Annotated in this window: 12 protein-coding genes and 1 pseudogene; 3 read left to right on the forward strand and 10 right to left on the reverse strand. The window is 32.5% G+C overall.

The features are described from left to right. Positions 1-83 precede the first annotated feature (83 nt). From HQN62_RS14265 to HQN62_RS14305, 10 genes and pseudogenes are all read right to left on the reverse strand, one after another. Positions 84-2,204 (reverse strand): heavy metal translocating P-type ATPase, encoded by a 2,121-nt coding sequence (locus HQN62_RS14265; RefSeq protein WP_173504878.1) that lies wholly within the window; start codon positions 2,202-2,204, stop codon positions 84-86. Positions 2,205-2,225: 21 nt separating this feature from the next. Beyond that, positions 2,226-2,903 (reverse strand): DUF1345 domain-containing protein, encoded by a 678-nt coding sequence (locus HQN62_RS14270; RefSeq protein WP_173504879.1) that lies wholly within the window; start codon positions 2,901-2,903, stop codon positions 2,226-2,228. 12 nt (positions 2,904-2,915) lie between these two features. Continuing rightward, on the reverse strand, positions 2,916-3,647 hold the full coding sequence (locus tag HQN62_RS14275) for a ZIP family metal transporter (RefSeq protein ID WP_173504880.1): 732 nt from the start codon (positions 3,645-3,647) through the stop codon (positions 2,916-2,918). 16 nt (positions 3,648-3,663) lie between these two features. Next, positions 3,664-3,864, reverse strand: a pseudogene (locus HQN62_RS18970) (GDCCVxC domain-containing (seleno)protein). 56 nt (positions 3,865-3,920) lie between these two features. After that, positions 3,921-4,331, reverse strand: coding sequence for a SpoIIAA family protein (locus HQN62_RS14280; RefSeq protein WP_173504881.1), 411 nt, complete (start codon positions 4,329-4,331; stop codon positions 3,921-3,923). Positions 4,332-4,487: 156 nt separating this feature from the next. Continuing rightward, positions 4,488-4,955: an MgtC/SapB family protein gene (locus tag HQN62_RS14285; protein WP_173504882.1), complete on the reverse strand. Its 468-nt coding sequence runs from the start codon at positions 4,953-4,955 to the stop codon at positions 4,488-4,490. Positions 4,956-5,077: 122 nt separating this feature from the next. Beyond that, positions 5,078-6,316 carry an efflux RND transporter periplasmic adaptor subunit gene (locus HQN62_RS14290; RefSeq protein ID WP_173504883.1) on the reverse strand — a complete coding sequence of 413 codons (1,239 nt, stop codon included), beginning with the start codon at positions 6,314-6,316 and terminating at the stop codon, positions 5,078-5,080. Positions 6,317-6,326: 10 nt separating this feature from the next. Continuing rightward, entirely contained in the window at positions 6,327-10,649 is a 4,323-nt protein-coding gene (locus tag HQN62_RS14295; protein ID WP_173504884.1) for a CusA/CzcA family heavy metal efflux RND transporter, read from the reverse strand. A gap of 148 nt (positions 10,650-10,797) precedes the next feature. Beyond that, the gene (locus HQN62_RS14300) at positions 10,798-11,115 is read right to left on the reverse strand and encodes a DUF6660 family protein (RefSeq protein WP_254454443.1); all 318 of its coding nucleotides are present in this window, start codon (positions 11,113-11,115) and stop codon (positions 10,798-10,800) included. A 319-nt stretch (positions 11,116-11,434) separates the two neighbouring features. Next, entirely contained in the window at positions 11,435-11,752 is a 318-nt protein-coding gene (locus HQN62_RS14305; protein WP_173504885.1) for a hypothetical protein, read from the reverse strand. A 560-nt stretch (positions 11,753-12,312) separates the two neighbouring features. Here HQN62_RS14305 and HQN62_RS14310 point away from each other — a divergent pair. From HQN62_RS14310 to HQN62_RS14320, 3 genes are all read left to right on the forward strand, one after another. Continuing rightward, positions 12,313-12,585 (forward strand): DNA-binding protein, encoded by a 273-nt coding sequence (locus HQN62_RS14310; RefSeq protein WP_173504886.1) that lies wholly within the window; start codon positions 12,313-12,315, stop codon positions 12,583-12,585. Positions 12,586-13,628: 1,043 nt separating this feature from the next. Further along, positions 13,629-15,323: a tetratricopeptide repeat protein gene (locus tag HQN62_RS14315; RefSeq protein WP_173504887.1), complete on the forward strand. Its 1,695-nt coding sequence runs from the start codon at positions 13,629-13,631 to the stop codon at positions 15,321-15,323. Positions 15,324-16,084: 761 nt separating this feature from the next. Beyond that, on the forward strand, positions 16,085-16,897 hold the full coding sequence (locus HQN62_RS14320; protein WP_173504888.1) for a DUF1338 domain-containing protein: 813 nt from the start codon (positions 16,085-16,087) through the stop codon (positions 16,895-16,897). Positions 16,898-16,952 lie beyond the last annotated feature (55 nt).

Here is a 16,952-nt window from a genome sequence, read left to right on the forward strand (position 1 = left end):
TCGTTTTGTTCTTTCATTCAATTTGCTCTTTCTTGAAATATTGAATACTTTTCGTTGAAAAGAGAATTATTTGAATCGGATTTTTAAAACTTCATTCTCTGTATTCTGACTGCGTTTAAAATGGCAAGCAATGCTACACCTACATCTGCAAAAACGGCTTCCCACATTGTTGCCAGACCACCAGCTCCAAGAACAAGAACAATCGCTTTTACTGCAAATGCCAGTCCAATGTTTTGATACACAATTTGCTTGGTTTTTTTGCCGATGTTTATCGCTGTAAATATTTTATATGGCTGGTCATTTTGAATGACAATATCTGCAGTTTCAATTGTTGCATCACTGCCTAAACCACCCATTGCAATTCCTGCATCGGCAAGGGCAACTACTGGTGCATCGTTTACACCATCGCCAACAAAAGCAATTTTTAAGTTTTCAGATTTGAGTTCTTCTACTTTCTCTACCTTATTTTCAGGCAATAAATCGCCATAGGCTTGATCGATATTTAACTCTTTGGCAACAGCATCAACAACGGCTTGTTTGTCTCCCGAAAGCATTACTGTTTTTACATTTATTCTATGTAAACTTTCGATAGCTTGTTTGGCATCTTCTTTTATTTCGTCTGCAATTAGAAAATAGCCAGAATATTTTTGATTGATGGCAATAACGATAATCGTGAAAGGTGTATTGTCGATTTCGGCATCATAACTGATATTGAATTTCTTCATCAGTTTTACATTTCCTGCCAAGATTTCGTTTCCATCTACTTTGCCTTTTAATCCGTGTCCTGCAATTTCTTCGACGTCGGTAACGGTTGTGTTTTTCTCTGTTCCTTTTGCATATTCAATAATAGCTGTTCCAACGGGGTGAGTCGATTTGGTTTCTAATGCAGCCGTAAATTTTACTAAATCAGCTTCGGAAATATCCACAGCAACCACTTTTTGAACTTTGAAAACGCCTTTGGTCAGTGTTCCTGTTTTATCCATAACGACCACTTGAATGGTTGCCATTATATCCAGAAAATTAGATCCTTTGACCAGAATTCCGTTTTTACTTGCTGCACCAATTCCTCCAAAATATCCTAACGGAATGGAGATTACTAACGCACAAGGACAGGAAATAACCAAAAAGATTAATGCTCTGTACAACCAATCGCTGAAAACATAATTATCGACAAAAGCAATAGGTATGAGACAAATGGCAATAGCTGCAAACACTACTGCTGGCGTGTATATTTTGGCAAATTTTCTGATGAACAATTCGGTTGGTGCTTTTTTGGCGGTTGCTTCCTGCACCATTTCCAAGATTTTTGAGAGCTTACTATCTGAATAAGCCGTTGTTACTTCGACCAAAACAACTGTATTCAGGTTTATCATTCCAGCAAGAACGGTTTCGTCTTTTTGTTTGGTATCAGGTTTACTTTCTCCTGTTAGGGCAGCAGTGTTGAACGAAGCGGTGTCAGAAATTAACTTTCCGTCCAGTGCCAGTTTTTCTCCAGGTTTTAATTGAATAATTTCTCCAATTGTGATTTCAGATGCTTTTTTAGAAACAGCATTTTTACCTTCCATTACAGTTGCAGTATCCGGTCTTTGGTCTAATAATGCTTTAATGTTTGATTTTGCCCTTTGAACTGCCAATGTTTGAAACACTTCGCCAATTGCATAAAACAGCATTACAGCAACACCTTCTGGATATTCGCTAATTGCAAAAGCTCCAATGGTAGCAATACTCATTAATAAAAACTCTGAAAATATTTCACCTTTTCGGATGCTTTCAAATGCTTCTTTAAGCACAGGTAATCCAACAGGTAAATAGGCTATTATATACCACGCAGTTCTAACCCAATCTGTAAACCAAGTTGGTGTAAAATAGTTGTCGAAACCAATTGCGACAAGTAATAGTGTAAAACTTATGATTGCCGGTAGAAACATTTGAAGCGTGGTTTGGTCACCGCCTGAATGGTCGTGCTCGTCATCGTCTGAATGTTCGTCGTGGCTGTGCGCATCGTGATTGTGACCGTCATCGTGATCGTCATTGTTTTTGTGCTGTGCTTTTACAGGTTCGTCATCGCCACAGCAACTGTCTTTTTTGGTTTTGGCTTTAGTTTTTTTATCTGCCAAATGATTTATTTTTACTTCTTGTGAGCAACAAGTCATTTTGCCTTGTGCGTCATAAATATGCTTGTGTTTTGGGTCTGTATTTATCATAGATATTTGATTTTAATTGATTTAATTTAGATTAGATATTGCACTAATAGTAAGTGCCACAATAATTGTATTGAATGTAAATGATATTAAACTATGCATTAAAACAAAACGCCTAATTGTTCTTGAAGTTATTACAATGTCTGATACTTGAAAAGTCATTCCGATTACAAACGAAAAGTAGGCAAAATCTAAATAATCGGGTTTAGTTTTACTTGGAAATTTGATTCCACCAATATTAGTACCCGTATTGAGTTCATTATGGTCGTGGTATAAATGTGCATATCGAATTGTGAATGTCGTGTGCAAAAGTAACCACGATAAAACAACAGGCGAGATTGAAATAATGGAATGAAAAAGTTTATATTCATTTGTATAGTTTTTTTTAGTTAGTAATGCCAAAGTTCCAAAAAGACTAAATATGATTGCAATGAGTACAATGCTAAAAATGGTTTTAAGATTTTCGTCTTGTTTAGTAACAATATGGCATAGATGATCTGCTTTTGTAGTCGAAAAAAGAATCCAACTAAAAAGTAGCATAAAGATGCAAAAAGTATCCCAACTCAAAATAATACTATTATTAAAGTTGACATTTAAATAAAATAATAAGCCATAAATAATTATTGACAATGCAGAAGCAATAATTAATTTTTTAGACCCCGTTATTTTTTCAATCCAATGATGTTTGATATTATTTTCCATTTAGTTTAAAATTTATGCTATCATTCCTATTATTAAAAATATGAGAAACCCAACAAAAAACATTGCTGTTTGTAAAAGTGTTTCTTTTTCTTCGTGTGCTTCGGTGAGTAATTCTTCGGTTACTAAAAACAATAAAGCGGCTAATCCAAAGGACAAAACTAATTCTAACCATTCTTGTGATAAGGAAGATAGAAATGTAATGCCCAAAGTAGCTCCTATAAAGAAACAAAATCCTAAAATGGATAAGATTATTATATTTTTTTTTGCAGAAATATTACTTGTAGAAAGTGCTAATATTACAGCCAAGCCAAGAGCAAATGTTTCTAAAGCCAATGCTACAGAAAGTAAAATACCTTCCGTATTTCCTGCTGCAAAACCTACGCCTAAAAGCAAACCGTCTATTACTAAATCAATACCCAATGCAATTAATAAACCCATTGGCAAAGCATTTGAGGTTTTATTTTCTTCTTCTTTACTTTCTATTTTTTCGGCAAAATATTTTACTAAAACCATCGTGATAATGCCTAAACCAAAACCAATACCAACTTCTAATGGTTTGTGGTTTTTTATGATATCTGGCAACAACTCTACGGCTACCACCGAGAATACTACACCACCTGCAAAGTGCAAAACCGCACTACGAAAAGCACCATTTGGGGTTGTAAATAATCCTGTAAGACCACCAATTAAGATAGAAACTACTGGAATTAATGCGTATAAATAAACTTCTGAAATGTTTGTCATATTTTTTGATTATTAATTAACAACAATTATCTCCTGCTTGTATTGGTGGACATTTTACTGAACCATAACTGCAATAAACGCAACAATCTCCTTCTAATGGTTAGAGTATTGCTTTGCACTTATCATATTCGTAAAAGAACTAACAAGCATTGGTTGGCATTATTTCTTCTTTTCTGTATCCGCAGTTGGGGCAAGTTAAAGTTGATTTTAATTTCATAATTATTTAATTTTGATGTACATCGAATCAATTTATCGTTTGTAAAGTATTTATGTTTATTTATTATCAATGTAATTTGTTTCAATCTCTACTTGTTGATTTAGAATCCATTCTTTTGCTTTTTCTCTGTCGGGCAAATCGAAATACATCAACTTGGCTTTTGTAAATGGTTTCATAATTGAACGCATACTATTTTCCCATTTTTTAACACCTACAATAGCAATTCTTTCGATATCCGCAGAATGTGTAAAATTCATTTTCCCATAATTGATTTCGATTATACCATCTTCCCAAAAACCATTTGAACCAGAATCATCGTCCATTTCAAAATACCATCTAACTTTTTTACCGGTATCAATAATATTATGAATAAAAGGATGAATTTTTTCATAATCTTTAATACCTAATAAATCATTTGCCCTTGTAGCTATGATATTTTCCCCTGTAAAATCTAAAAGCTGTAGCATAATTATAAATATTTTGAAATTCAAAGTTGACTAATTCTTTTTTATGTTAATAAATACTAGATTTTACCATAGGTGATGCAACTTTTGATTCAGTAGAAGTTGTGTTTGATGTAGTCATAATTATTATCTTTTAAATTAATTTCACTATTTTAAGTACTAATTGTTGCAGTCTCCTTCACCATACTTGTTTATCATATTTTGCTTCCATTTTATATACCTTTTTTGATGGTGTAATGAAAGTAGAAAATACAACGCACAAGCACCTATTATAGCTATAATGAACATATTTAATCCAACGGCAACACCAACAGCTGAAGTACACCAAACCGTAGCTGCAGTTGTTAATCCGTGTGATGTTCCTGTACTAGAGTTGCGATAAATAATACCTGCACCTAGAAAACCAACACCTGTTACAATATTTGCAATTACTCTTGAAGTATCCGCAGAATTATTAACTAAATGTGCAGTAATAGCGGTAAATAAGGTTGAGCCAATACAAACTGCGGCATAGGTTCTTATACCAGCATCACTACCGTGTCTTTCTCTATCTAAACCAATAAATGCTCCTAATAAAAATGAAACAATCAGTTTAAAAACAATAATTAATTCGGCATTTATATCCATAAATCTATTATATTAAATGATTTTGGTTTTCTACAATTTTAGATAAATTAACCCATTGGAGCAATTAGTTTAAAAAAAGTGACTTACTGTTTTTAATAATTGCATCCAATGAGTATTACAGTTTATTCTTCCCCTTTGTTGGTTAATTTTGCATTTACAAAGAATGCGCCTTTTGTCACAATTTTTGCATTTGCAGGAATGTCTTTTACCAATGTTATAGCTGTATAACCCATATTAGAAACGCCTATTGCGACTTCTATTTTTTCAAAATTTGTTGTAGTCTCCTTGGTTTTTGGTTCTTCGGATTTGTTTTCTTCTTCTTGTGGTTCTTCTTCGGCTTTTTTATCCGTTACAATAAAAATATAGTCTTTCCCATCAGCACTTACTATGGCATCCGTAGGGATTGCATCGGTAGTAACATTATTTAAACTTACAATTGCCGTTATATTCATTCCGTCTATGAGTCCGGTTTTATTACCTTGAACAGTAGCGTGCACTGGAATACTTTTACTATCACTCTCAAATGAAGCCCCTACTGAATATACTTTTGCATTGTAATCTTCCCCTGAATTATTGGTGATTCTAAAATGGATAATTTGCCCCACTTTTAGCATAGGCAAATCTTTTTCAAATACGTTTAGATCTAAATGTAGTTGTGTGTTATCAACAATTTCGGCAACTGGTGAAGAGACATCAACATAACTTCCGATTTTAGAGAAAACATTACTAATTGTACCGCTTATAGGGCATGTTACTGATAATGCGGAACGTAAATTACCGTTGTTTAAGCTATTTGGATTAATACCCATCAATTGAATTTGCTGTTGCAAAGATGCTCTGCGTGTTCTAATTGATTTTAGTTCTGCATCGGCATTTTGGTAGTTTTTTAATGCCCCTGCATTTCCTGCATTGAGTTCTTTTTGTCTTGCTAATTCTTGTTCGGCAAAGATTATTTTACTGGAAGTACTCAAATATTCTTCCTGTAGTTGTATGAATTGCGGATTGACGATTGTAGCAATTACTTGGCCTTTTTTTACAAAATCACCTAACTGTACATTAATTGTTTTTATTACACCTCCGTACATCGAAGTAGCATTGGCTTTGTTATTATTAGGCACCCGTAATGCTCCATTGGCTTTCAATGTGGCTGTTAATTCTTTTTGTTCTATGCTTCCGTATTGTATACCCACAGTTTTAATTTGTTCAGCAGTTAATGATGCAATTGATGCTGGTGCTTCTTCAGTTTTAGGTTTCTCAACTACTTCTTCTGGTTTCGTTTCTTTACTCCCGCAAGAAATTAACGTTACGCATAAAGTGGTGAGTAAAAGATAATTTTTATATTTTATTTTTAAAGATTTCATTTTTTTGAATTTATTTGTTTGTGAAATAATTGTATTCAATAATCGCTTGGTTGTATGCATTTAGATTGTCTAAATAGTTTTTTCGTATTTCGATGGCTTGACTTAAATACAATGAAAAATCGGCATAACTTATTTCTCCTGCTCGATAGGATTGATTCGCGGCTTTTATGATTTCGTCAGCTTGTTGTAAGCCTGAAATTTCGTAAAATTGCAAACCTGACACACTTTTTTCAACTTCGGTTTGACGTTGTGCTAAAGAAGATTTAAGTATTTGTGTTTGATATTGCAATTGTTGTTCTTGTACTTCTTTTTCGGTTTTGGCGGCTTTTATTTTATTGCGATTGGCACCACTTCCAAATATTGGAAATGATGTTGCAAATGAGAAACCAGTATATGGATCGGCTACGCCATATAATTTTTGTGAAAAAACACGACCGGAAAATTCAGGTAAGCGATTGCTTTTTTGGATTGCAATTTCACTATTGGCAATCGACACATTTTGTTGCAATAAAAGAAGATTTGGATGGTTTTCTGTTGAATTTTGCAAACCATATTCTAACTTTTCTAATGATTTTGAAAGCGGTAAAATGGCTTCCGAACTATTCAATAACTGCATTAGTGCCTGTTGCTGTACAATCATTTCTTTTTGAAGTTGAATGATATTTGTTTCAATTTCTTTCAACTTTACGTTTGCTGAAATTTTTTCAATACCAGCACTTTCTCCTGTTTTAACTTTTATAATTGTGGTCTTTAGTAAACCAATATAGATACTGTCCAGTCGCTGATACAAAGCTGTTTTATCTTGTAAATACCATAATTGGTAATAAACAGAACGGATATTTTTTTTCAGCTCTGTATTGATTACTTCCTTGTTGAACTCATAGTATTTGGTTTGCTCTCGATAGTAATTCTTCTTGGCTTGGTTTACTTGAGGCATATAGAAGCTCTGCTGTAAACCAATTTTCCAAATACCCGTTTTATCCGAAGGGCGCAAATCTTCATTTTCTACAAATATTCCCGTTTTGGGAAATTCCTTGTTCCCTTTTATCAGGAACCGGTTTTTTGCGATTTGCGATTGATTGATGTTGTATTGCAAATTGTCTTTTAAGCCCAAGTTCAAAACTTCATCGATACTTTTTCGGGATTGTGCTTGACCATTATTGAATGAAAATAATAATCCAATAACTAAAATAGTTGTAATTGATTTCACTCTTGGTTTTCTTTTTAATTTTAGTTTTGTGTTGAATATGATGTAGAGCAACGGCAATACAAACAAGGTCAAGAATGTTGCCGAGATTAATCCGCCAATTACTACGGTAGCCAATGGTTTTTGTACTTCGGCACCAGCACTATGTGACATTGCCATCGGTAAAAATCCTAACGATGCTACGGTAGCCGTCATTAAAACTGGTCGTAATCTTATTTTTGTTCCTTCGATTACCCGTTTTATGACATCATCCCAACCTTCTTTTTCGAGTTGGTTGAATGTGCCGATTAATACAATTCCGTTCAATACCGCTACTCCAAACAAAGCAATAAAACCAATCCCTGCCGAAATACTAAAAGGCATTCCACGAAGCAGTAAAGCAAATACACCACCAATGGCACTCATTGGAATTGCCGTGAAAATTAAACCAGCTTGTTTCATTGAATTGAACGTAAAATACAAAAGCATAAAAATTAATAATAAGGAAATAGGAACGGCAATCATCAATCGATTAGATGCTTTTTGTAAGTTCTCAAATGTACCTCCATAGGTAAAATAATAACCTGATGGCAATTTTACTTTTGTTGCCAGCTTGTCTTGAATTTCTTTTACCACACTCTGAACATCTCTATCTTGTATGTTAAAACCTATTACAATTCTACGTTTTCCAGATTCTCTACTGATTTGTGCTGGACCTAATTTAAAATCTACTTTTGCAACTTGAGACAATGGTATTTGATTGCCAGTAGGTGTAGGTATCAATAAATTATTCACATCATCAATACTTCTTCTTGACGTACTGTCTAATCGCACCACTAAATCAAATTTTCGCTCATTTTCGTAGACTACACCTGCTGCTTTTCCTGCAAAAGCAGTACTTACGATACTGTTTATGTCTTCGACATTTAGACCATAATTGGCAATTCGCAAACGGTCATATTCTATATTGATTTGTGGTAATCCATCCACTTGCTCTACTTGTGGAGAAGAAACGCCTTTTACGTTTGTTATTACACTTTCGACTTTTTTGGCATACACAGAAAGACTGTCCAAGTTTTCTCCAAATATTTTTATAGCTACATCCTGTTTAATCCCAGTCATCAATTCATTAAAACGCATTTGAATCGGTTGGCTTTTCTCAATAAAAACACCAGGAATTACGCTTAATTTTTCTTCTATTGCATCGCCCAATTCATCATAGGTTCTGCCTGATTTCCATTCGTCTTGCGGTTTGAGAATAATCATCATATCTGTTGCTCCAGGAGGCATTGGGTCAGTAGGCACTTCACCAGCTCCCGTTTTTCCCACTACAATTTTTACTTCATCAAATTGCTTGGCGATTCTTGCGCCTTGCATCGAGGTTTCAATACTTTGGGATAAAGAAGTTTCGATAGGCATTTTAAATTCAAAGGCATAATCTCCTTCGGCTAAATTGGGGATAAACTCTCCACCCATTTTGGTAAAAATAAAAACGGTAATCAACAATAAAGCAACAGTAAGACCTACGACTTTGTATTTTATGGCAATTACTTTTTCTAAAAGAGGTTCGTATTTGCCGTACAAGAAATCCATCATTTTATCCGAAAATGTTTTCTTGTGACTGATGTGTTTTGGCAAAAACAAGGCACTCATCATTGGAATGTATGTTAACGAAAGTATCATAGCACCGATAATGGCAAACGAAACTGTTTTTGCCATTGGGCCAAACATTTTTCCTTCGATTCCTACCAATGATAAAATTGGGAAGTACACAATCATAATGATGATTTGTCCAAAGGCAGCACTGCTCATCATTTTCTTGGCACTGTTTTCAACCGCCAGATCCATTTCGAGTTGGGTGAGTCTTTTTTTGCTTTTATTGTGTTCCAGAAAATACAATGAAGCTTCGACGATAATGACGGCACCATCTACAATTAAACCAAAATCTATAGCTCCTAAACTCATTAGATTTGCACTTACTCCAAAAATTTTCATCAATCCTAAAGCAAACAACATAGAAAGTGGTATAGCCGATGCTACAATAAGTCCCGCACGAAGGTTCCCCAGGAATAAAACCAATACAAAAATCACGATTAATGCTCCTTCAATCAGGTTTTTTTCAACGGTAGAAATGGCACGGTTTACAAAGTTGCTTCGGTCAATAAATGGTTCAACTACAACATCATTTGGTAATGATTTTTGTATGATTAGCATTTTGTCTTTTATCCTTTGTACCACTTCATTACTGTTCGCACCTTTAAGCATCATCACAATACCACCAACAGCATCTACTTTTCCGTTAAAGGTCATTGCTCCATAACGTACTGCATTACCAAACTTTACATCGGCAACATCTTTTATAAAAATTGGAACACTGTTGGGGTTGCTCTTCACAACGATATTTTTTACATCTTCCAAGGAAGTAACCAGACCAACTCCACGAATGAAGTAAGCACTTGGTTTTTTGTCAATGTATGCACCTCCTGTATTTTGATTGTTTTTCTCCAAAGCACTAAAAATATCAGGAATTGTTACTCCCATCGCTTTTAATCGATTTGGATTCACGCCAACTTCATATTGTTTCAATTTACCCCCAAAACTATTTATTTCTGCAATACCGGGCGTTCCGTTGAGTTGTCTTGCTACTATCCAGTCTTGCATAGAACGCAAGTCCATCGCAGAATATTTATTTTCACTTCCTTTTTTTGGATGTAAAATATATTGATACACTTCACCAAGTCCTGTACTTACTGGACCTAACTCAGGTCTTCCAATACCTTCAGGTATTTGGCTAATAGCTTCTTTAAGTCTTTCACTAATAAGTTGCCTGGCAAAATAAATATTGACATCATCATCAAAAACGACTGTGATTACCGATAAACCAAAGCGAGAAATACTTCGGGTTTCTACTAAATCGGGAAGATTTGCTATGCTTTGTTCAATTGGGAAAGTTACTAATTGTTCGACTTCTTGGCCTGCCAAAGTTGGGCAAAGTGTAATGATTTGTACCTGATTGTTTGTAATATCTGGTACGGCATCAATGGGTAGCTTGGAAGCACTCCAAACTCCCCAAATGATGAGAAATAAAGTCATCAAACCAATGATGAATTTATTATTTATACTAAAATGAATGATTTTGTCTAACACTATTGAAAATAATTAATGTTTAATAATTGATTTTTGATTTACAGTAATTGATAGAATCAAATACAGTAAGCTGAATAATGGTAAACAATAGTATGATTAATGCACAAGACATTAATCGCTATTCATTTAAACATTAATCAAAAAAAAATTAAGCATTAATTTGAGGCGGTTGCCAGATACTTCCGAAGAAATTGGAAGTAAGAATTGATTTGTATTCAGGCAGTTTTTTGTCAATTATGTTTTTAATGGCAACAAAATTGTAATTGCATATTGTATTGTAGGCGAAACCTTGGCAACCACAACAGTTACAAATGCACAAAGGAGAACAGGTGTCTTTTTCGTGGTGCTGTTTTGAGCTATTGGTTATAGTTACTTTTACAGACGAAACGCCTTGTTCCTTGTCTGCACAAGGCATACAGGAAAGTACTACGATGATAATTGACAATATGATGTTTGTAAATTTCAAGACTGTAAAAATATGATTTTTATTTTTATAATTAATAAATTATTTATAATGATTATTAATTATTTGTAATATTTATTGTAGTAGTACCAATATTTTGCAGCAACTCCCAATAACAAAAGCAACAAAAGTAGTATTATCATTATAGTACGAATAACAGTGTAAACCGTTATTGGCTTTTTGGATTTAGGTTTAGGGTTGTTCGGTCTTTTTGTTTTTTGCTTTGCCATTATTATATCTATAACTGTAATTAATTTAAATAAAGAAAACTTTGTAACTAACTCTATCAAGTAGAATTGTATTCTTTTAATCATCAAAAAAATTAAGCAATAATTTGTGGGGGTAGCCAAATACTCCCGAAGAAATTGGAAGTAATAATTGATTTGTATTCAGGAAGATTTTTATCAATTATAGTTTTAACCGAAAAGATATTATAAGAACAAATAGTGTTGTGAACGTAACCTTGACATCCACAACAATTACAAACACACAAAGGGGAACAAACATCTTTATGGTGATGCTGTTTTGAAGTATTGTTTATAGTCATTTTTTCAAACGATACATCTTGTTCCTTATCTGCACAAGGCATACAGGAAAGAACTACGATGATAATTGATAATATGATGTTTGCAAATTTCAAGGCTGTAAAAATAAGATTTTTATTTTTATAATTAATAATTATTTATAATGATTATTAATTATTTGTAATATTTATTGTAGTAGTACCAATATTTTGCAGCAACTCCCAATAACAAAAGCAACAAAACGAGTATTATCATTATAGTACGAATAACAGTATATACCGTTATCGGCATTTTGGATTTAGCTTTTGAGATCTTCAATAAAAAAAAGTTCGACATTTGTTAGTATGAAAATACTTTAGAATTAATGCCATCATTAAATCTGTTACCACTAGTTATATAATCCTTTTTCTGATAGATATTCTTCATAAAAATAAGATACTGCGTTATAACAACTAGCAATATTTTTTTCTAGACAATTTAAGTACGAAGACTGATGCTTTTTTAAAATATTATCATATTTCTTCAGGATTCATTCACAAAAAAGTTCAACCCATCTAAACACCTACTCTCAGACATTAAAAGCCTAACAAGGACATGAAATACCTTTTTCAAAAGTCTAAAAAATTACTCCTTAATTTCACTCATTATTTAACAAATTAAGATAGGAGGCGCGAAGATGAACGATAATATAACTAAAGATGATTTAAGCCAATTTGGTCTATTGCTAGTGGAGCAGTTCAAAAAAATTATAGAGAAAAACCAAAATAAAGAAGAAGGTGGCTTAAATCCAGAATGGCTTAAAAGCCGTGTTGTCAGGAAACTAATGGATATGTCTGCTGCATCGTTACAGAATCTCCGGATAACGGGAAAAGTGCGCTTCAAAAAAGTTTTAGGATCTTATTATTATAGCAAATCAGATTTAATGAATCTGTTCAGCGATAAAAACTAATATGAGACTGCAAAAACTTTCAAGATACCTTTCCATTTTAGAAGAGGATCCCAGGCTTAATGTTTGGCATTTCGCTCTTTTAAGTGCTATTCTTTGCCTCGGATATAGACAAGGACACACGAAGATAATTAAAGTAAGTCGCAGCAAAATAATGTCGCTTTCACATATCAGTACACTACCTACCTACCATAAATACTTTAAGGAGTTACAGCAAATGGGATATATCAATTACCGCCCATCATACCATCCAGGATATAGAAGTGAAGTGGAAATAACAATAAAGCCTTACAAATCGTAAGGCTTTTTCTTAATTGACATGTAATCAAAATTTTTATAGCATAAATCATAGAATATTGTGCAACTATACCGTCTGAGAACCTATACTCAGAATTTGTTCGGCGGTATGCACAACACTTTAACACTACAAGTAGAAGTCGCAAATATGATTTGAGTGCATTAATCACTTGCCAATAAGTTTATAGTTCTTAAATAATGTTTACTTTTGTAGTAATCATTGTATTATGTCGTTCTTTTAAAGTCAATCAGTTTCATGCAGGAAAGTTTAAAATTCAAAGATTTCAAGGAATTTTTAAACTTGTGGCAACATCGTGGCATACCAGATTTTACAAAGTAAAATATCCGTAATAGCACGGGTTTTCGGGCTTAGGTTCGATTCTCGGCGATTCCACAAAAAGCCTTGTAATTAACTAATTACGAGGCTTTTATTTTTTTTAGTTGCCGTTTTAGTTGCCGTTTACTTCTTGTTGTAAAGTTTAAAGTACAATCGCAAAAGATTTAAAAATTAATCGTTAGACCTACGAAATTTTATAAATTTTACCCACATCATTACTAGAAAAAACATCTGTAAATGAATTTCTTATGAAATCACATTGCAATAATAATGATCACCACAATATTACCATCTGGTTTTCAACTTATTTTAAGTAGACAAAACTCAACATAAATACATAAATATTGATGATATTTGAAGACTTAAAAAGCTTCATAATAAAGGTATTTCTTTGTCTTTAAAATTTTTTGTAATGAAAAAAATCGCCCATCTCCTACTTATTAGTTTTATATTCATCTGTTTTACAGCCCACTCTCAGAAAAATATATGGGATGAAAATCCAAGTGATTCACAGGTTGAACTAGACAGTTTGTTAACAATCTTGCCTACATCTAAAGGAGAAAAGAAAATGTCTTTATTAAATAGAATTGCCGAGATATACTGGACCACCGATCCTAATAAAACTTTGAAATATGGCTCGGAAGCTTTACGTTTATCAATTGAGTTTAAAAATAAAGACCAAGAAGGGCTAGCACTAATAAATTTGTGTCAGGGTTATTTGTTTAATAATATCTATGACAAAGCTTTAAAATACGGATTACAATCCTTAGAAGTACGAAAAGCCATCGGAAATGATTATGATCTCGCCTTTACCTTACGCACACTTGGCTGGTTGTACTATGACATTGGGTATTATGAAAAAGCATTAGATTATCATAACCAAGCTTTAATCATACATGAAAAAATAGGCGACAAGCAACGAATTGCATACAGTTATAACAGTATTGGAATAATTCATGATGGCAAAGGCGATTATAATTTGGCATTATTTTTTTTTAAAAAATCTTTAAAGCTCATAGAAGATTCTAATAATATGGATAGGATTGCAGAAACTATGAAAAATATGGGCATTTGCTATCGCAAAATTAATGAACTCAATTTGGCCAAAAAATTCTTAGAGTCTGCACTGGTTATTGAGAGTCAAATTAAATATGACTATAAAAAGGTTTATATTCTTCATGAACTTGCCATAGTACACTTAAAACTTAAAAATTATGAAGAATGTTATTTATTGTTAGAAGAATCTAGGAATATTATTAAGGTATTGGGTAACAAAAAGGAACTACTTTTAGAGAATGATAAAATTATGTCCGATTATTATTTAGCATTAAATAATTATAAGCAGGCTTTCCATTTTTACAGGAAATATACTAATAGTAACGCTGAAGTTTTCACAAGCAAAAAAAGTGAAAAGTTGGCTGAAATGCGGATTTTATATGAGGCTGAACGACGCGAATCTGAAATCAAGTTATTAGAACAACAACACCAGTTGGAAGCACAGAAGAGAAAATCCTTATTGATTGGCTCTTTACTATTGGCGATCATAGGAATTCTAATAATAGCTTCGCTATGGAATAATATAAAAAAGAAAAAAGCTATTTATCTAAAAAATCATCAACTTTCGAAGGAAAAATTAAAATCACAATTTCTATTGCAGGAGAATTTAGAACGCAGATTGGATTTTAGAACTAAAGAACTTACAAATTTAGCTTTGTTCATTTCTCAAAGAACTAATATTTATAAGGATCTGACAAAATCTTTAAAAAATTTAAAATTTACCGATTTAAGCGTACTTAAACAAGACATCAATGCGCTTATAAACGATTACACTTTTAAATTTGATTTAAATGAAGATATTCAACAATTTCACTCAAACATAGAAACTCTACAAAGTGATTTTTTATTTAGAATTAAAGAAAAACATCCTAATTTAACGGATAAAGACATTCAGTTGGCGGTACAGGTTAAACTAAAACTTAGCTCTAAGGAAATAGCAAATATTAATAATATCTCTGCTAATTCAGTAGAAATTGGAAGGCATAGACTAAGAAAAAAATTAGGATTAGAAAACAAAGACAACCTAGTTAATTATCTGGAAAACATTTAGGCTATTAACCTTTTTGGACATCTTCAAGTATTATCCCTAGTCTTTCATAATAAATACCGTTCATAAGACTAATAATGAAAAATCAGTAAACAGTTTCGAAATTAATTTTGGAACTGTTTTTTGCTTTATAAGTGCTGCTTTTTATTTTATGCTGTTGATGCATTTTATTAGGTGTTAAGATACAATTAGCGTTGTGTAGTTTTTTTTTAGTGTAAAGTTTCACTCCATTTCTTACCAATAACTTCATAATTGGTATTCTTATATCAAACCAATCAACAATATATTCTTACTTTAAAATACACTTTTATTTTTTCTATGATTGAATTTTCATTTTGATCAGAATGTAATAATGAAAAAAACTGTTTTTTATTTTTTAATCTCGATCCCATTAAAAATGCAGTGTTGACATGGATAATTCTTTGTTAAAACCACTATCTACAATGGTTTTGTTTAAGGATGTAAAGGTCAAGTAAAGTTTCTTTTTGATGCTTTATCTTGAAATAATTTAATATTTGTGAGCCCAAAACTTAAAATTAAAATTGAATAATAATTTAACTAGCAAATAAATTATTACGAAGATCAAAAAATCAACAACAGTCTTTAAAACGTCTAATTTTTTGCTTTCTGTTCTAATGCATTTTGGATTTGTGACAATGTCATATCCACAGCACATTATTTAAAAAAAGAAGTTTTGGTGAAAGTATTATTGAAAAAGAATTGTCAAGAAGAATGCCTTTAATATCATACTAAATACGTTAAAAATGAATACAACTAAATTACTGTCAAAATTGTGGGAGCAATATGCTGAAATTACTCCATCTGCAAAAAAAATTCACGATCTACTAGAGCGAAAAGGTGAAGAAATAAAAAATGATCACATAGCTATTCGAACATTTAATGATTCGCGTGTAAATATTAATGTTTTAGAAAGACTTTTTCTAGAACTTGGCTATGAAGAAAAAGGAAAATATGTTTTTGAATCAAAAAAATTATTTGCCAAGCATTATGAACATACTACCGATAAAAATGCTCCACGAATTTTTATATCCGAATTAGAGTTAGAAAAATGTTCTCAAAAATTACAAGAAACCGTAAACACCATTTTAGATAATTGCGATCAAGCTACTTTTAGCAATCCTGAATTGGTGATTTGCGGTAGTGTTTGGGAGTCAAATTCTCAAGAAATTTACAACCAATTATTAGAAGAATCTGAATATGCCGCTTGGATGTATATTTATGGATTCCGTGCTAACCATTTTACCATAAACGTCAATGCTTTAAAAGATTTTGATACCCTACAAGACTTAAATGCTTTCTTAGAAGATAGTGGTTGGAAACTAAATGCTTCTGGAGGAAAAATCAAAGGAACTCCTGAGCAATTACTAGAGCAATCAAGCACATTGGCCGATTTACATATGGTTGATTTTAAAGAAGGATCTTTACAAATTCCCTCTTGTTATTATGAATTTGCTCTTCGTTATCCTATGTCAAATGGGGAGTTGTATCAAGGTTTTATAACTTCCTCTGCTGATAAAATTTTTGAAAGCACTGATGTAAAACTACAAAGCATTTAATAAAACCACCAAAGAAAAATATCATTTTAAACACGACGCAACCACATCAAAATAA

This window comes from Flavobacterium sp. M31R6, from assembly GCF_013284035.1.
In the GTDB taxonomy this organism is placed as follows: domain Bacteria; phylum Bacteroidota; class Bacteroidia; order Flavobacteriales; family Flavobacteriaceae; genus Flavobacterium.